The following is a 16,985-nucleotide window of genomic DNA, read 5'->3' as shown; positions in this document are numbered from 1 at the left end:
CACCGTCCTTATCCGGACGGTGTTTTGCTTATTATCAGGTTAATTCCCTGTTTTTCTTTTTCTCGGATTCACCGACGATAACTGCACAAGCAGCATCGCCTGTAATATTAACCGCTGTTCTGGTCATATCCAGAAGCCTGTCAATCCCGATGATCAGAGCAATCCCTTCAACAGGAAGGTTAACAGACTGAAGGACCATCGCCAGCATGATCAGGCCGACGCCCGGCACACCTGCCGTACCGATGCTCGCAAGGACGGCAGTCAGGACGACCGTCACAAGCTGCGTGAACGTCAGGTCAAGGCCATATACCTGAGCGATAAAGATGGTTGCGACACCTTGCATGATCGCCGTTCCATCCATATTGATTGTCGCACCAAGCGGCTGAACAAAACTGCTCACCGATTCAGGCACCTTCAGGTTCTTCTGTGCCACATTCATGGAAACCGGAAGTGTGGCATTACTGCTCGATGTACTGAAGGCCACGCTCATGGCCGGGGCAAAGCCCTTGAAGAATTCGATAGGGCTGCGCTTGGCCAGGAAGTATACCGATCCTCCGTACGTCACAAGTGTATGGACGATGAGTGCCGCAAGCACCACGCCCATGTACAGTCCCATCGCTTTGATGGCATCAACCCCCTGGGTGCCGACTGCCGATACGATCAGGCCGAAGGTTCCATATGGCGCAAAACGCATGATCAGGTTCACAAGATACATCATCAGCTCATTCCCCTGGTCAAACAGCTTCAGGACGCCTCTGGTTTTCTCGCCAAGCATAGTAAGACCAAAGCCGACGAAAACAGAGAATGTGATGATCTGAAGCATGTTTCCTTCTGTAAATGCCTTAATCGGATTTGTCGGAATGATATTCAGCAGAGTTTCAGATACAGGCGGAGCTTCCTGTGCTTCAAACTCTGCACCAGCAGTATCAAACGTACCGACATTCCCCGGCTGGAAGATATACGAGAAGACGATCCCGATGATCAATGCCATACAAGTAGTAGCCAGGAAGAAAGAGATGGTCTTAAGGCCAATCCTTCCGAGCTTTTTAGGATCCCCGAGGCCGGCTGTGCCAAGAGTGATGGAGAAGAACACAATTGGCACCACGAGCATGTTGATCAGGTTAAGGAATATTTTCCCCAGTGGAGTGAATAAATACGTATTCAGTGTTTCAAATAAATCGGGAGAATATAGATTCAATAATAAGCCGACAATGCCCCCCGCAATCAGAGCGATGATAATCTTTGTTGATAGTTTCATCATGCAAGCCTCCTTAGTAAATATCTGTTTTTTAGCATAAAAAAACACAGAGAGCGAGACCTCTGTGTTTTTACGCAGACTTGTCCTCCCAAATAACGCTTACGAGGTTAGCTGTCGGATTCGGGCTTTGAGAGTGCCCTACCTGTAAAGGATTCACCCCGAGGCAGATGTATGCCGGTTGGATCCCCCGCTCTTTAAAAGATTAAGCGTATCTTTCAATAAATTTTTTTTAATTTTACTCTATGAACCTATCTTCTGTAAATATTTAAATACTGGAACTGTACTTTTGCCTCACAGAAATACAAAATAAATGACAGCTGCCAGGATAATCCTGTAAATGGCGAACGGCACCAGCTTGATTCTGTTAATGAGCGCCAGGAAGAAACGGATTGATGCCAGGGCGAACACAAAGGCACTGATGAAGCCGACTATAAAGAATGGGATGGCATCAGGCGTGAAGTACTCCCAATTTTTCAGAAGCGACAGCCCGCTTGCCCCAAGCATGACAGGCACCGCCATGATAAAGGTAAAATCAGAGGCTGCCCTGTGGCTGAGGCCGAGCAGCACCCCGCCCGAGATTGTGGAGCCTGACCGTGAAAAGCCCGGCCATAAGGCGATGCACTGGAACAATCCAATGAGGATTGCCTGCCGGTAAGTGATCTTGTCCACCGTCTCGATGGCCGGCTTCCTCTTTGAATAGTAATCAGCTGCAATCATAAGCAGGGCGCCAGCCACCAGGCCGATTACCACTGTATTAACCGAAAACAGGTACTCGTCTATATAATCCTCAAACAGAAGCCCCAGAACCGCCGCAGGCAGCAGGCCTGCAATTACCTGCGTAAGCTTCAGCCTCGGTCCATCCGATTGTTCCTTCCCCCCTTTACCCAGCCCTAAAAGCTGGATAAACCGGTCCTTGAACACAATCACCACCGCAAGGATCGACCCAAGCTGAATGACAACCTTGAATGTATTGGCTACTTCCTTTGAGAAAAGCTCTTTTGACTTTAATAAAATATCGTCCACTATAATCATATGGCCGGTAGACGAAACGGGCGCAAACTCAGTAAGACCTTCAACAATGCCCAATATCAGGGCAACAATCATCTCTTTCATCATTTTCCTCCAGAACAAAACAGCTGCCCCGCACGCAAAAGCTTCTAATATGAGCTCTCACTCGGCGGAGCAGTCCTGCCATCTATTTATTTTTCTTTCTCTTTATCATCTTCCAGGATGCCTTTTGTTGCCTTTTTGAATTCACGCAGCGTATTGCCGGCAGCCCTTCCAAGCTCCGGAAGCTTTTGCGGTCCAAATATAAGCAGCGCAACAAAAACAATGACCATAATTTCCCCAAAGCCTAAATTCCTCATCTCCGCACCTCTTTTTTCAGATTAGTTTAATCTATTACTAACAGAGGAGGCGATAAAGAACTTAGAATGAAAAAAGACCGGTATAAGCAGGATTCTCAGCTTTTCCAGCATAATATCCATCCGGAAAAACCTTCGGAAAAGCAGCATGCCGGCCGGCGATGCCACCAATGGAAGATACGCGGCCGTTCCAAGGAGCTTTCCTTTTCGCTCAAAAGGCTTTTCTTTCGAAAAAACCTTGCCATCCTCCAGGACCACCATTTCAAAGCGCTTCTCATCACCCGAAAGCAGGCTCGAGAAAGGATCATGCCCTAATCCCCATAGACTATAGACACTGATTGCAAATAGGAAAAGGAGATTCATTCCCGCCATATTGTCTTCCCTTTCAGTTTGATAGAATTATCATACTTCGTCCGCCCCGGTTTGGAAAGACCGAAAATAGAGAATCAATCCCCTTTTTATGGGAAAAAGAAAAGGAACAGGCTATCCTGTCCCCTCCTATCCCAAAAGCTCATCAGAGAGGTGCCGCTGGCTGTTCAAAAACATGGCCACTCTTCTTTTATGGTCCAGCCTGAACAAATGAATGCCGGTATCTCCTGTAGCAAAGAGCTGGCGGCTCGTATTGGGCAGCCCAAGCAGCGCCAGGATCAGCATGGAAATCAGTCCGCCGTGCGAAACGGCGGCAACCCTCTTATACCCTTTTTGTTCAGCATCATCCAGGATCTCTGATAGAACGGTCTCGGCCCGGAATCTCATTTCAAGCATCGACTCCCCCTTCTCGATGCGTACATGCGGCTTTCTGCCCTCAGGCGGTTCTGGATAACGGATGCCCGCTTCCTCCCGGGACATCCCGGCCAGAACGCCATTATTGAATTCCTTCAGCCTTTCATCCGTCCTCAGCCTGCACCCTGTTCTATCAGCTGTAATAGCCGCTGTTTCATAGGCCCTTTTCAGCGTACTTGCCCAGATGATATCAGGAGGATAGTGTTCAGTGATAAACTCAGCCAGAAGGCCCGCCTGCCTCCTGCCCAAACCGGTCAGCGGAAAATCGGCCCTGCCCTCATGCACGTCCAGCAGGTCAGCTTCTGACTGGCCATGGCGGATCAGCAATAATTCAAGCATTTACTCCAACCCTCTTTCTTTTTTATGTATAAAAAGATATTACCCTGCCAAAATAAGGGTGAATTCTTACTAAAGATTCAATTTCTCTATAAAAATAACCCGATAGAGGTGGACCATGAATATTCCAGAAGTGCTTATAAGGATTACCATTTCTTTTCTTGTGCTTTTTGCGCTTGCCAGACTGATGGGGCGGAAAGAAATTGCCCAAATGACCTTTTTTAACTTTGTATCAGCCATTGCCATCGGTTCTATTGCAGCCAACCTTGTCCTCAGCCCGAATGTAACCATTCGAAATGGGGTCATTGCCCTGGCCGGCTGGGCCGCGTTCACCATCCTCATGGGCTATCTTGATATCAAATCCCGGAAAGCAAGGGTATTCCTGGAGGGCCAGCCGCTGATCGTCATAAAAGACGGCAAGGTGATGGAAGACTCCCTCCGCAAAGCCAGACTGGATATTGATGCCTTAAGCGCTTTGCTCAGGCAAAAAAATATCTTCTCCATCTCAGATGCAGACTATGCGGTCTTTGAGACGGACGGCAAGCTGTCGGTGCTCAAAAAAGAAGGAAAGCGCCCGCTGACGCAAAGCCATGCAGCCCAGGGGAACCCGGTGCCCAAAGATGCCTACCCGGTCGGCACCGCCGTCATTTCCGATGGCCAGCTTGTCTCCCAGAATCTTGACGGCTTAAACCTTTCCCAGGAATGGATTGAAGACCAGCTCCAGCAAAGCGGCGCCTCCCTGTCTGATGTCTTTTACGCTGAAGTCCAGCAGAATGGCACCCTTTACGTTGATTATAAGGATGATCAGCTTCAATAACCGGAGGCAAAGATCTTTAGAACTGCCCCAGCGCGGGCTTTACTGCAAAGACAGGGACCTGTAACCAGGCCCCTGTCTTTCTATTATGCTATTTCACCAGCTCAACAAATTGCTCCAGCTTCTCAAGACTGGTCAGGTTTTGGTTGCACTTCATGGTGTCTCTGCAAATATAATTGCCTTTTCTTACGTAAGTCCCCTGAACGGCGCCCTTCTTTTGGGAAACAAACAGTCCTGCTTCTCCATGTTTGCCGCAAATGGAACAAATCCCTTTTTGGCTGATCGGCTTGAAGGTTCCTGACAAGCCGGCAAGCTTATTTTTATTCAGCACGGCCATATACCTTCTCCCAGTGCCTTTGTCGTCCCAGGAAAAGTAGGAAATGCCTTTCTGCTCTTCCAGCCCGGCTTCAGGCACCTTCAGCTTTTTAGCCTTGGGAAACAGCTTTCTGGCTGCCTGTTCGCTCACTGCCGGAAATGGAATGATATAATCCTGCAGGCCTTCCAGGAACCGGTCTGCCTCTGACCTGTCCTTTATATCAGGCAAGGGGGCAAGAAGCTCCTCCTGCTCAGCAGTGAGCTCTGGAAACAGTGCTTTAGCCTTCTCAGAGGTGATGGCTCTCAGTGCATTCAAAACCCCTTTGTCATTCACAGAGCTGTGCCCGTTCACAAGGTGGGCTGCCTGTTCTTTTATAAAATTATACTGGTCGTTCCGGATAAACGGTTCCATTTCATTCACTCCTATTTTGTCCCGGATCAGGCTGTTGATTTCTCAAGATAATTATAAGTAAAACCAGCGGCCGGGTATAGGCAGAGAATGACTCTGAACCAAAGTGTACCTACTGCCTGCTTTTCTGTTTTGAATACACTATCTTTTTAATTGTTTCATTGGCCAGGAAGTATTCGTCCGCCAGCACTTCGACCGGCTTTCCGTTCCGGAATGCCTTCCTGATCTCCTCATTGCGTGCATCAATCTGCTCCCGCCCCCCGGAGGTCTCCCCCCATTTTCGCCGGGCAGCCTCAGGCTTTGGAATATAGATCATCTCACCTTGAATATATTTCTGAATTTCCGCTATCAGCTCTTCAGGCAAAACAGCGGCTGCTTTTACATAGCTCATTTCGGCCAGCTCCTTATTTTAATGGTTTCTTAAATAAGGGGCAAAGCCAGTAATAGAAATGAGATCACATTGTAAGGGCGATTATATGAATCTTCTCCCCATGCAAAGTATCGCCTTTCCTCTTACAGGCTTTGCATGAGCCGCTCCAGTATCCGGCAGCCAGAATGTTTCTGCCATTATATCCACCTCCCGTTATCCTGATTTTGGTATTCATTATAGTACAATTTGAGGGTATTTGCATGGTTTTTTCATAAGAACAGAGTTCATGCTCTGCAGCTGCTCCTGTGCCTGCCAGGAACAGCAAAAAAAGCATGGGAAGAGCAGAATCTCTTTCCCATGCTTTCTTATTCTAGCAGCAATTGCCCGTATTCCCCAGCAGTACAAGGCCTTTCTTGTCTCCGCTAAGATCAAGGACCAGGTCCTCTACATTCGGTTCAATGATCGGGTCGATTGCCACCTTGATTTCATTGATTGTTGAAACATTATCGTCCTCTTCCGGCTCCTCCAGAGCCAGTCCTACTTTTGGCTGTCCTCAGCCATAGCCTGCGAAATATATGCGTATATTCCGGGCATTTTCTTTTTCAAACATCTGCTTTAAGATATCGCGTGCCTGATCAGTGATTTGCATCTGCATTTCCTCCTTTGCATTTATGATTACTTTACCATACAAACACCCGGGCTGGTATCTAATCAGCCTCTGCACAACCCTGAGACTGCCATCCAATTGCTTCCTGCGATTGCATTTTTGCCCCAAGACTGTCAGACTAGGATTGACAGATTATGAAGGCGAAGGTGAAAAGCTTGATCGAAGTTAGAATCTCAAACATTACCGATGACGAAACCAATAAAGGTGTGTTCGCTACCCGTGATATCAAAAAGGGAGAGCTGATCCACAGAGCCCCGGTACTTGCCTATCCAAATGAAGAACATAAATATATTGAGAAGACCAGGCTGGCTGACTATGTATTTGAGTATGGGACAAACCATTCTGCCCTTCTCCTTGGGTATGGAATGCTGTTCAACCATTCCTATGAGCCGAATGCCGATTATGAAATCAGTTTCGAAAATCACTCTTTTGATTTCTATGCTTACAAGGATATTAAAAAAGATGAAGAAATCATGATCAACTATAACGGCGATCCTGATGATGATGCTCTCCTATGGTTTAACGGAGGAGAAGAATAAGGAGGGGCAGCTTCCCTCCTTATTCACTCTGCCATCCTGCTGTTCACATAAAATACGAGCCCCATCATAATGGCTGCACAGTGTATGATTAGAAATTTCGGTGAACCCTGTGCAGCCGATTATGAGAACAATACCAAGAACCGCTTACATTCCTCCTGCCAAATGGGCCAGTTTCTTTTTATCCCTCACCCTTTTTTTCGTTAAACTCCCATAAAAGCCACACCATTTTTTTAACCTCTGCTCAAAAACCAAGCTCAAGAAAAATAGTCCATTCATTCGATCTCCTAAAAATTTCTTCACTATAGCCGGAATAATGTAAAACGGAATAAACAGGGTTGCCAGCAGATAAATTAAGATTGTCTCTTTACTCCGGGCCTATTTGTTCAAACGTTTGATTAAAGCCATATACACTTGGCACCAGCAGTCCACCATTTGCTTTCCTTAATCGAACGTTTAATTAAAACCTTTTATACGGTGGCAGCAATACAATGACTGCCCTTAATTAAACATTTGATCAATTACATTTCCACAGCTATGCAAAAAGGAGGCATCCAGAAAGGAGCCTCCTTCAATAAACTATATATCCGCTTATTCAACCGTAACAGATTTAGCCAGGTTGCGCGGTTTGTCTACATCGCATTCGCGGTGCAGGGCAGCATAATAAGAGATCAGCTGCAATGGTATAACAGAGATAAGAGGTGTTAATAATTCATTTACTTCTGGAATAACGAAGCGGTCTTCTTCCTGCTCAAGCCCCTTCATGCTGATGATGCATGGGTTGGCGCCGCGGGATACAACTTCCTTGACGTTTCCGCGGATGCTCAGGTTGACGCTTTCCTGTGTAGCAAGGGCAATGACTGGTGTACCTTCCTCAATCAGGGCGATGGTACCGTGCTTCAATTCTCCGCCGGCAAAGCCTTCAGCCTGGATATAAGAAATCTCCTTCAGCTTCAGTGAGCCTTCAAGGCCCACATAGAAGTCGATACCGCGGCCAATGAAGAAAGCGTTGCGTGTTGTTGCCAGGTATTCGCGGGCAATCGCTTCGAATTCTTCTTTGCTGTCACAGAGGACCTCCATAGCATTAGCAGCGATGCCAAGCTCCTGAACCAGGTTAAACGGCAGTCCAAGCCCTTTGCTCTTCGCTGTTACTTCTGCCAGGATGGCAAGAACAGCCAGCTGGGCAGTATATGCCTTTGTTGAAGCAACCGCGATTTCCGGCCCTGCATGAAGAAGCAGGGTATAGTCTGCTTCACGGGAAAGGGTTGAACCCTGTACATTCGTGATTGTCAGTGCTTTATAGCCCATCTCCTTGATGTTTACAAGCACGGCACGGCTGTCAGCTGTTTCACCGCTCTGTGAAATAAAGACGAATAGCGGCTTTTCTGACAGAAGAGGCATATTGTAGCCGAATTCGCTGGCAATATGGACTTCTACCGGAATCTTCGCCATTCTTTCGATGAACTGCTTGCCGACAAGGCCGGCATGATAAGAAGTACCAGCTGCAATGATATAAATCCGGTCGCTTTCATTCATCGCATCAAGGATATCCTGGTCGATGACCAATTCCCCGCTTGCATTCTGGTATTTCTGGATGATGCGGCGTGTCACAAGCGGCTGCTCGTCGATTTCCTTCAGCATATAGTGAGGGTATGTGCCTTTTTCAATATCACTGGCATCCAGCTCTGCTGTGTAAGGATTTCTGGCAATGATCTGTCCGTCCATATCCTGAATCATGACTTCGTTCTTTTTGACGATGACGATTTCTTTGTCCATCAGCTCGACATACTGGTCTGTCACCTGAAGCATAGCCATTGCATCGCTCGCCACCACATTGAATGTGTCGCCAAGGCCGACAAGGAGCGGGCTCTTGTTCTTCGCTACAAAGATTGTTTCATCATTCTGCTCATCAAGGAGCGCCAAAGCGTAAGAGCCCTTCAGCAGGCGCAGCGTCTTGCGGAAAGCATCTTCTGTTGCATCTCCTTCATTTACGAACAGCTCAATCAGCTGAACGATGACTTCTGTGTCAGTGTCGCTCTGAAGCTCTACACCGCTCAGGAATTCGCGTCTCAGCTGATCATAGTTTTCAATGACACCGTTGTGTACGAGGGTGAAGCGTCCGCCAGCACTCTGGTGAGGATGGGCATTCTTTTTGCTCGGTACGCCATGTGTCGCCCAGCGCGTGTGCCCGATCCCGGTGTGGGCTTCCACATCTCCATCAACGATGCTGCGCAGGTCGGCAATGCGGCCTTTTTCCTTGAAAACATGGACGCCGTTTTCATTCATGACGGCGATGCCTGCTGAATCATAGCCTCTATATTCAAGCTTTTCCAAGCCTTTTAGCAATACTTCCTTTGAATCACTGTTTCCGATATAACCTACAATTCCGCACATACTTCTGTGTCCTCCCTAATAAAGGGGGCAAGAAGCCTTTTTAGAGGGCATACTTGCCCCCTTATCTCTAGTTTTTGTTTATTCAGAAGCATATCCCCCTCTTTGTCCACCAAGTTGCCTTGATGCTTTAAAGAAGGATTTTCGGTTGTGCTTGATCAACCGGGAGGCATCCGCCGAAAAATCGATAAACCTCCTCCTCGTCAACTAGCCCTCTCATGGCTAGTTCAGGCGCTTTAAAAGTATACCCTGACGACCCACCTTTCAATTATTGAATATGCTTTGCACTATGGTTGCAAAAACAGGATAATCATACATCACCACGCGAGAATCCGTCAACTGATATCATAAAAAATACACATTTTCCCATGAAGCCTCAGGAGCTCCATATAAAAAAATATGCACAGAGGCGCCAAAGCGTTCCTCTATGCATATCTTCCCTTCTATTATTCCTTTAAACCCATTTCCTCGCGGACAACAGCGGCTATGCGCTCCACATAGGCCTCACACTGCTCCTTTGTAGGCGCCTCAGCCATTACACGGACCAAAGGCTCGGTGCCGGAAGGCCTGACAAGGATGCGCCCGTTTCCGTTCATTTCATTTTCAACCTCTGTAATCACAGCATGTACCTTATCATTGTCTGTTACATGGTGCTTGTCTGTGACTTTAATATTGACGAGTGTCTGCGGGAACTTCCTCATTTCATTCGCAAGCTCTGACAGCGGCTTTTTGGTCGCCTGCATGATATTGGCAAGCTGAAGGCCCGTCAAAAGGCCATCACCGGTTGTGTTGTAGTCAAGGAAGATAATATGGCCGGATTGCTCCCCGCCAAGGCTGTAGCCCTCTTTTTTCATTTCTTCCACCACATAGCGGTCTCCGACTGCAGTCTGGATGCTTTCAATCCCATTTGCTTCAAGCCCTTTGTAGAAGCCAAGGTTGCTCATGACTGTGGACACAACTGTGTTGTGCTTCAGACGGCCCTGCTCTTTCAGGTACTTTCCGCAGATATACATGATCTGGTCTCCATCAACGATGTCGCCATTTTCGTCTACAGCAATCAAACGGTCTCCGTCTCCGTCAAAAGCAAACCCGGCATCCGCCCCTTTTTCCTTTACAAAAGCCGAAAGTGCCTCAGGATGCGTCGACCCTACGCCATCATTGATGTTAAGGCCGTTAGGGGATGCGCCCATTGTGGAGAGATCGGCATCAAGGTCTGCAAACAAATGTGCTGCCAGTGAAGAAGTAGCCCCGTTCGCGCAGTCAAGTGCAATATGTATGCCTGAGAAATCTTCATCAACACTTTGCTTCAGATATTGAAGATATTTCTGTCCGCCTTCAAAATAGTCATTCACCTGGCCCAGATCTGCCCCTACCGGACGCGGAAGCTCATCTTCTGTCTTATCCATGAGAGCCTCAATTTCCAGCTCCTGGTCGTCTGAAAGCTTAAAGCCATCAGGACCGAAGAATTTGATCCCATTATCAGCTACAGGGTTGTGGGAAGCCGAGATCATGACACCTGCCTGTGCACCCAGGGCTTTTGTCAGATACGCTACTCCAGGCGTTGAAATGACGCCGAGGCGCATGACTTCAGCCCCAATGGAAAGCAGTCCTGCGACAAGAGCCCCTTCCAGCATATGCCCTGATATGCGTGTATCACGTCCGATCAATACTTTTGGGCGGTCCTCATTTCTTGTTAGCACATATCCGCCAAACCGGCCCAGTTTGAAAGCCAGCTCCGGGGTCAACTCACTATTTGCAATCCCTCGTACTCCATCGGTACCGAAATATTTACCCATTAAAATCGCTCCTTCTAACCATAGTGACATTTTAATTAAGCTTCTTCGTTATTTTTCGTGATAGAAACCTTCACTGTTTCTCTTGATAGCTTCCAGCTTACATTATCAGGGCCAGTGACCTTTACCGGCACATCATGCTCCCCTTCTGGCAGGCTGCTTACCTCGACAAATATATTGAAATCTGAAGATCCGAGGCCAGTGATGACACTGCCGGGCCCCTGCACAGACAGATTTGTTCTTCCTGCTCCATCAGCGAAAGCCGCGGTATATCCCTCTGCAGTCCCGGTGAGGTCAATCGGCAGGTTCGAAAAGGTTTTGGTTTCATCCTTCTTTGTTTCTTCTGCAGGAGGAGTCGCCGCCTCAGCTTCATCTTCCTCTGAGCCGGCATCCTCCTTATCTTCCTTGCTTTCCGCTGTCACATTCACGGATGCCTCTACTGTCTTCGGATCAACGGATGTGATGCCGTCCGGGATGATGACCGGAAGGGTACGAGCACCATCTTTGGTGATTTTGCCCAGGTCAATCTCAACTCTTACTCTTTCTGTCTGGCCGAGCGCTTCTTCGCTTCCCGTAATTCTCGCTTCAGTTTTGTCCAGTTCAATACTGTTAAGCGTCACACCTGAAGGCAGTGACCCTTTCCGGACAATATCGATCGGCACGGTCTTGGCGAGGCTTTTCACAGACACGGTAACCTCCACCGTCTCCGGATCTACAGCTACATTCAGTTTATTCATATCCCTGTCAAGTACCCTGATGCTTGCAGCTCCTGTGACAGATTCCTCTACCGGGCCCTTGACATCAAGTGCTGCCTTCACATAGCTGATCCGGTCGACCACATCCTTGGCGCCCGTAATCTTGACAGTATCAGGCTTAACGGACGGTGCTCCAGATGTATATCCATCACCAAGCAGGGACTGATTGAATTCAGGCTCGACCTTAAACTGCTTAGTCACTTTTTCCTGGATAGAGACCGTTGCATACCGGGGTTCAACCGTTACATCAAGGCGGTCCGAAATATCCCTTACAAGGATCCGGACCTGCTTTTCGCCAACTTCCGCATCAGATAAATTCACATATACTTCAAAGTCCCGCTGTGTCTTGGCGATCTGGACATGACTTTTAGGCCCTGACACCCTCACATCCACAGTATCCGGAACTCCGGTGACGACAAGATTATCGGTATCATAATAGGATTTGACCGGAACGTCTTCAATCAGCTCCGTGTCCTGGTCCCCCGGAACATTAACCTCGCTTGAATTGTCCGATCCATCATAGACGGCGTCAAAAAGGAGCAAAGCCAGGACAAGGGCCACTGCTTTCATGAACCACCTGTTGTCCACCAGCTTATCAATCAGCTTATCCATTTTTCTTCCCCCTCCAATTCCAGCGGGCTGAAGAAGACTGTTTCGCCTTCTGGCTGACAATCAATTCATTGGATAGGAGCTCCTTGAATGCCTCAGAGCTCAGGCTTCTGTGAAGCTCGCCGTTTTTAGTCAGTGAGACGCTGCCTGTTTCCTCAGATACGACGATTGTAAGGCTGTCTGTGACCTCACTGATTCCCAGGGCGGCCCTGTGCCTGGTCCCGAGTTCCTTTGAGATGAACGGGCTCTCGGAGAGAGGCAGATAGCAGGCTGCAGCTTCCACACAGTTCCTCTGGATGATGACTGCACCGTCATGAAGAGGTGTATTCGGTATGAATATATTGATCAGCAGCTCTGACGAAATCTTTGAATTCAGCTGGATGCCTGTTTCTATATAGTCACCCATCCCTGTTTCACGTTCAATCGAAATCAGGGCGCCAATCCGGCGTTTAGCCATATAATCAACAGCCTTTGTGATGGAATCCACCATCTTTTCCTGTTCATTCTCTTCCTGGGAGCTGCTTCTTGAGAAGAATCTTCCCCTCCCCAGCTGCTCAAGCGCCCTCCGGAGCTCAGGCTGGAATATGATGATGATGGCCAGGACTCCCCATAGCAGAACCTGTTCCATCATCCAGCCGAGCGTCTGCAGCTGGAATTTGTCGCTGATCACCTTGACGATCAGAATGACAAAGATCCCTTTTAAGAGCTGGACGGCCTTGGTGCCCCTCACTATCATGATCAGCTTGTAGATGACGTACCAAACAAGGAGAATGTCAACAATATTAGCCAGGTATTTCAAAATTGAGAAATCTGCAAACGACATTATCCCTTCCTCCAAATATATTTTTCCAAAAAGCATTAGCTTTGTTTTCAATGTATGTAACTCACATATTATATCATAAATACTCTGAAAACCAATGATATGGGCATGGCATATATTGCAAAACCCTTGGCGGGCCTTCTAATTCACAAAAAGAAAATCCCTGCCAAAAGAATATCCGCTTATCCGGATATTCCTATTTTGACAGGGATTTGCTCTCTCTAGTCAATCAGCCTGCTGCAGGCTCTTTTTCTTTCTCATCGAATACATTCACGAGATCTTTGCCAAGGCTCTTGATATGATACCAGAGCCACTCAAACACTTCATTCACTTCCTTGATATCACCAGTCACATGGCCTGCAGAAGCCATGTACTGCTCTCCATTGATGACGGTCACGTCGCCATCGACCTGGCCTTCTATTTTTATCTTGCCATTGCGGACAATAACATCGCCCTTGATTACTTCACCTTCCGGCACGATGACCGTATCATTCTGGACAATCAGGTTCGGCTGTTTGGAGACCGAAAAATTATGGTCCTTATTCCAGGTGGAGACGACACTTCCCATCATAAGGACGAGAAACAGGGAAGCAGCAGTAAGCAATGGATGATGTCTGAACCATCTCTGGAAGCCCACCTGCTTCTTTTCTTTCGGAAGCTTCGCCATCACACCAGCTGTGAAGCCTGACGGAGCTTGTATATGTGAAGTGCTTTGCACCAGTGCAATAGCTCTCTTTAATTCATGAAAATAAGAGCGGCATTCTTCGCAGCTGCTCAAATGCTCCCTTAGTTGCTGTTCATGCTCGGCTGAGATCTCTTCATCTAGATACTCGTGCATATACTCGACAATCTCTGCTGGACATTTCAAAGTTCTCACCCTCTTAAAATGATAAGCTGCATTCATCTTTGCAAAAGAAGATGGCATAGCCATCCATCTCTACACATGACGCAGCTGCTTTCTTAAAGCTTCCCTGCCTCTGTGTATGCGGGTCTTAACCGTCCCGAGCGGCAGGTCCATAATCTCGCTTATTTCGTTGAGAGAAAGCTCCTCGATATATTTCAGCACAATTACTGACCTGTATTTCTCAGGAAGCTTGGAAATTTCGTTTTGAATGGTTTCCTGAAGCTCCAGGCTCTCTACATCTTCCTCGGGCAGCCTGGTATCCGCTGCAATCTGAGAATACATCGTCAATCCATCCGTCCCGGCGACCTCTGCATCCAGAAAATAGTCGGGCTTTTTCTTCCTGATCCGGTCAATGCATAAATTGGTTGCGATTCTGTACAGCCAGGTGGAAAATTTCAGATCGATATTAAAGCTTTGAATATTAACATATGCGCGCAGGAAAGCCTCCTGGGCAATATCCTCCGCTTCATGGCGGTTGCCGAGCATACGGAAACAAAGCTGGAACACCTTGTCTTTATAAATTTCCACAATTTCCCCAAAAGCATTCTGATCGCCTTTTAATACTTGTTTGATCCTTTTCTTTACGATTGCTTCCATTTCTATTTACCTCCGCTCTAATGCGGCTATACGATATTACGGATCGATAGCGGAAAAGGTTTCGTTTTTTATATAAAATTTCTCAATAACTATTATTTTAACAAAAATTTACTTCTTCATGTTTAAAAAGTTTTATTTGGGGTATAAAGGGACTAATTAAGCTGAGGAAAAGGCAGGTTTTTTGTGAATGGGCGTTCAAGAACTGTTGCAGGATATTGAAAAGTGCCGCAAGGAAATGGTCCAGCTAGCTTCCCGTACCTCTTTGTCCAGCCATCACGTAATCGAAGCCAGTACAAGGCTGGATTCATTGCTGAACAAATACAATCATTTAATCAAAAAACGGTAACTTGAAAATCAAGTTACCGTTTTTTGTTTCTATTTTAAAGGAGCTTTTCGCCGAAAAGCGATCCCATCAGCGCAACGGCTACAGATGCCGTCTTATTCTTGTCATCGAGGATCGGATTGACCTCCACGAATTCAGCGGAAGTGATCAGCTCAGCTTCTGCCAGCATTTCCATCGCCAGATGGCTTTCGCGGTAGCTTATGCCTCCGATGACCGGCGTTCCAACGCCCGGTGCATCGTTGGGGTCCAGCCCGTCCAGATCCAATGATAGATGAACCCCATCAGTCCGGTCCCTCAGATACTCAATTGCCTCTTCCATCACTCTTGCCATGCCGAGCCTGTCAATCTCATGCATCGTATATACTTTAATGCCCTTCTCCTTCACAAGCTCTTTTTCACCCTCATCCAGGGCTCTTGCCCCAATGATGACGATATTCTCAGGCTTGACCTTTGGTGAGTAGCCGCCAATCTCAGTCAGCAGCGGATGACCGATGCCCAGCGAAGCTGCCAGCGGCATGCCATGGATATTTCCAGAAGGCGATGTTTCTGCTGTATTCAGATCTCCATGGGCATCATACCAAATGACGCCGAGGTTCTTATAGTGCCGTGACACACCTGCAAGCGTCCCGATGGCAATGCTGTGGTCCCCGCCTAACACAAGAGGAAATGAACCACCCATGATTACTTCATCAACCTTTTCTGCCAGCTGGCCGGTCTTTTCTGCAATAAGCTCAAGATTTCTCAGATTAGTATCCGGATCTATCTCTACTTCCGGGCGTCCAATCGCTATATCACCCAGATCATGAATGTGCTCGAATAAAGTTTTCAGGCGTTCATTTACACCGGCATAGCGGATAGCACTTGGCCCCATATCAACGCCCCGCCTCATTTGTCCAAGATCCATCGGCATTCCGATAATCGATAGTTTTTTCATCTCTCTATGTTCCTCCTTCACCCCTGTTCTGCTCTTATTTTAACCGCTTTCAAAGCAATGACTCAACTCGACAAAATCATGCATATATATGCGTACTTTTCTGAAAAATCAAAAGGATAAAAAGAATAGAAGAAAATTTCCGAGGAGGCCGGCAGCCGGAATCATATCGCATACAATCTGATCATCCCCGGCAAACACCAGCTGGATACAGATTCAGAATTTATGTTCAACCACCGCCGTTAGAATTTATAACCTTCTTAAACATAAAAAACCTTAAACCCGGCAGAGTTTAAGGTAAGATGTATGTAGTAATGGTGGAGCCTAGCGGGATCGAACCGCTGACCTCCTGCGTGCAAAGCAGGCGCTCTCCCAGCTGAGCTAAGGCCCCGTATATTGGAGCGGAAGACGGGATTCGAACCCGCGACCCCCACCTTGGCAAGGTGATGTTCTACCACTGAACTACTTCCGCATTCATTAAGACAAACCTTAGGGTATATATCCTAAGGTATGCCCTGCTATGATGAGCCATGAAGGACTCGAACCTTCGACCCTCTGATTAAAAGTCAGATGCTCTACCGACTGAGCTAATGGCTCGGATGGCTGGGCTAGCTGGATTCGAACCAACGCATGACGGAGTCAAAGTCCGTTGCCTTACCGCTTGGCTATAGCCCAATGATCAATGACCTGCCGGTCAAAATAAAAAGGACATTTATAAGATTGTCCAAATCTGGAGTTTTTTATTCAAAATGGTGGAGGGGGACGGATTCGAACCGCCGAACCCGGAGGGAGCGGATTTACAGTCCGCCGCGTTTAGCCACTTCGCTACCCCTCCACATTCCTATACAAGTCAGTAAAGGAAATGGTGCCGGCTAGAGGACTTGAACCCCCAACCTACTGATTACAAGTCAGTTGCTCTACCAATTGAGCTAAACCGGCAAATATGGTGGAGGATGACGGGATCGAACCGCCGACCCTCTGCTTGTAAGG

The 16,985-nt window shown here is 47.5% G+C and carries 17 protein-coding genes, 6 tRNA genes and 1 riboswitch; of the genes, 3 read left to right on the top strand and 20 right to left on the bottom strand.

What is annotated here, in order from left to right; translation table 11 throughout:
* Positions 1 to 34: 34 nt before the first annotated feature.
* The 5 genes from ACQCVH_RS22650 to ACQCVH_RS22630 all read right to left on the bottom strand — a co-directional run bounded on the left by ACQCVH_RS22650 (position 35) and on the right by ACQCVH_RS22630 (position 3,744).
* Positions 35 to 1,258, bottom strand: coding sequence for a dicarboxylate/amino acid:cation symporter (locus tag ACQCVH_RS22650; protein WP_426837927.1), 1,224 nt, complete (start codon positions 1,256 to 1,258; stop codon positions 35 to 37).
* Between the two features lie 80 nt (positions 1,259 to 1,338).
* Positions 1,339 to 1,477, bottom strand: a riboswitch (cyclic di-AMP (ydaO/yuaA leader).
* Between the two features lie 72 nt (positions 1,478 to 1,549).
* Positions 1,550 to 2,371, bottom strand: a complete 822-nt coding sequence (locus tag ACQCVH_RS22645) for an undecaprenyl-diphosphate phosphatase (RefSeq protein WP_426837853.1) — start codon at positions 2,369 to 2,371, stop codon at positions 1,550 to 1,552.
* An 86-nt stretch (positions 2,372 to 2,457) separates the two neighbouring features.
* Positions 2,458 to 2,625: a twin-arginine translocase TatA/TatE family subunit gene (locus tag ACQCVH_RS22640; RefSeq protein WP_101552538.1), complete on the bottom strand. Its 168-nt coding sequence runs from the start codon at positions 2,623 to 2,625 to the stop codon at positions 2,458 to 2,460.
* A gap of 21 nt (positions 2,626 to 2,646) precedes the next feature.
* Positions 2,647 to 2,994 (bottom strand): hypothetical protein, encoded by a 348-nt coding sequence (locus tag ACQCVH_RS22635; RefSeq protein WP_426837852.1) that lies wholly within the window; start codon positions 2,992 to 2,994, stop codon positions 2,647 to 2,649.
* 126 nt (positions 2,995 to 3,120) lie between these two features.
* Positions 3,121 to 3,744: a histidine phosphatase family protein gene (locus ACQCVH_RS22630; RefSeq protein ID WP_426837851.1), complete on the bottom strand. Its 624-nt coding sequence runs from the start codon at positions 3,742 to 3,744 to the stop codon at positions 3,121 to 3,123.
* A 115-nt stretch (positions 3,745 to 3,859) separates the two neighbouring features.
* Between ACQCVH_RS22630 and ACQCVH_RS22625 the strand changes: the two genes are divergently transcribed.
* Entirely contained in the window at positions 3,860 to 4,558 is a 699-nt protein-coding gene (locus ACQCVH_RS22625) for a DUF421 domain-containing protein (protein WP_426837850.1), read from the top strand.
* 88 nt (positions 4,559 to 4,646) lie between these two features.
* Here ACQCVH_RS22625 and ACQCVH_RS22620 read toward each other — a convergent pair whose 3' ends face one another.
* Together ACQCVH_RS22620 and ACQCVH_RS22615 are read right to left on the bottom strand one after the other, a co-directional pair.
* Complete coding sequence (locus ACQCVH_RS22620; RefSeq protein WP_426837849.1) at positions 4,647 to 5,282, bottom strand: FusB/FusC family EF-G-binding protein; 636 nt, start codon at positions 5,280 to 5,282, stop codon at positions 4,647 to 4,649.
* 109 nt (positions 5,283 to 5,391) lie between these two features.
* Positions 5,392 to 5,670, bottom strand: a complete 279-nt coding sequence (locus ACQCVH_RS22615) for a CD3324 family protein (protein ID WP_426837848.1) — start codon at positions 5,668 to 5,670, stop codon at positions 5,392 to 5,394.
* Between the two features lie 801 nt (positions 5,671 to 6,471).
* Between ACQCVH_RS22615 and ACQCVH_RS22610 the strand changes: the two genes are divergently transcribed.
* Complete coding sequence (locus ACQCVH_RS22610) at positions 6,472 to 6,855, top strand: SET domain-containing protein (RefSeq protein WP_035403454.1); 384 nt, start codon at positions 6,472 to 6,474, stop codon at positions 6,853 to 6,855.
* A 588-nt stretch (positions 6,856 to 7,443) separates the two neighbouring features.
* On the opposite strand, the gene glmS is transcribed toward ACQCVH_RS22610, so the two are convergent.
* From glmS to sigW, 6 genes are all read right to left on the bottom strand, one after another.
* Complete coding sequence (gene glmS, locus ACQCVH_RS22605; protein ID WP_426837847.1) at positions 7,444 to 9,246, bottom strand: glutamine--fructose-6-phosphate transaminase (isomerizing); 1,803 nt, start codon at positions 9,244 to 9,246, stop codon at positions 7,444 to 7,446.
* 443 nt (positions 9,247 to 9,689) lie between these two features.
* Complete coding sequence (gene glmM / locus ACQCVH_RS22600) at positions 9,690 to 11,039, bottom strand: phosphoglucosamine mutase (RefSeq protein ID WP_426837846.1); 1,350 nt, start codon at positions 11,037 to 11,039, stop codon at positions 9,690 to 9,692.
* A gap of 35 nt (positions 11,040 to 11,074) precedes the next feature.
* On the bottom strand, positions 11,075 to 12,403 hold the full coding sequence (locus ACQCVH_RS22595) for a CdaR family protein (RefSeq protein ID WP_426837845.1): 1,329 nt from the start codon (positions 12,401 to 12,403) through the stop codon (positions 11,075 to 11,077).
* Entirely contained in the window at positions 12,396 to 13,223 is an 828-nt protein-coding gene (cdaA, locus tag ACQCVH_RS22590; protein ID WP_009795682.1) for a diadenylate cyclase CdaA, read from the bottom strand. Before cdaA ends, ACQCVH_RS22595 begins: the two co-directional genes overlap by 8 nt.
* A 226-nt stretch (positions 13,224 to 13,449) precedes the next feature.
* Complete coding sequence (locus ACQCVH_RS22585; protein ID WP_426837844.1) at positions 13,450 to 14,088, bottom strand: zf-HC2 domain-containing protein; 639 nt, start codon at positions 14,086 to 14,088, stop codon at positions 13,450 to 13,452.
* Between the two features lie 69 nt (positions 14,089 to 14,157).
* A complete protein-coding gene (sigW, locus tag ACQCVH_RS22580; RefSeq protein ID WP_009795680.1) occupies positions 14,158 to 14,721 on the bottom strand; it encodes an RNA polymerase sigma factor SigW in 564 nt (187 codons plus the stop codon).
* A gap of 187 nt (positions 14,722 to 14,908) precedes the next feature.
* On the opposite strand from sigW, the gene ACQCVH_RS22575 reads away from it, so the two are divergent.
* Complete coding sequence (locus tag ACQCVH_RS22575) at positions 14,909 to 15,067, top strand: aspartyl-phosphate phosphatase Spo0E family protein (protein ID WP_426837843.1); 159 nt, start codon at positions 14,909 to 14,911, stop codon at positions 15,065 to 15,067.
* A gap of 34 nt (positions 15,068 to 15,101) precedes the next feature.
* Here ACQCVH_RS22575 and rocF read toward each other — a convergent pair whose 3' ends face one another.
* From rocF to ACQCVH_RS22540, 7 genes are all read right to left on the bottom strand, one after another.
* The gene (rocF, locus tag ACQCVH_RS22570) at positions 15,102 to 15,998 is read right to left on the bottom strand and encodes an arginase (protein WP_426837842.1); all 897 of its coding nucleotides are present in this window, start codon (positions 15,996 to 15,998) and stop codon (positions 15,102 to 15,104) included.
* Between the two features lie 312 nt (positions 15,999 to 16,310).
* Positions 16,311 to 16,386 (bottom strand) — tRNA-Ala (locus tag ACQCVH_RS22565).
* Positions 16,387 to 16,392: 6 nt separating this feature from the next.
* Positions 16,393 to 16,467, bottom strand: a tRNA-Gly gene (locus ACQCVH_RS22560).
* A 52-nt stretch (positions 16,468 to 16,519) separates the two neighbouring features.
* Positions 16,520 to 16,592, bottom strand: a tRNA-Lys gene (locus tag ACQCVH_RS22555).
* A gap of 3 nt (positions 16,593 to 16,595) precedes the next feature.
* Positions 16,596 to 16,670 (bottom strand) — tRNA-Gln (locus ACQCVH_RS22550).
* Positions 16,671 to 16,745: 75 nt separating this feature from the next.
* Positions 16,746 to 16,830, bottom strand: a tRNA-Tyr gene (locus tag ACQCVH_RS22545).
* 28 nt (positions 16,831 to 16,858) lie between these two features.
* Positions 16,859 to 16,934: transfer RNA gene (locus tag ACQCVH_RS22540), tRNA-Thr, on the bottom strand.
* Between the last annotated feature and the right edge of the window lie 51 nt (positions 16,935 to 16,985).

Source organism: Bacillus infantis, assembly GCF_050107595.1.
GTDB lineage: Bacteria > Bacillota > Bacilli > Bacillales > Cytobacillaceae > Bacillus_AB > Bacillus_AB infantis_C.
Note: the sequence above shows the minus strand (reverse complement) of the source record. Positions and strands in the feature narration are given on the sequence as shown.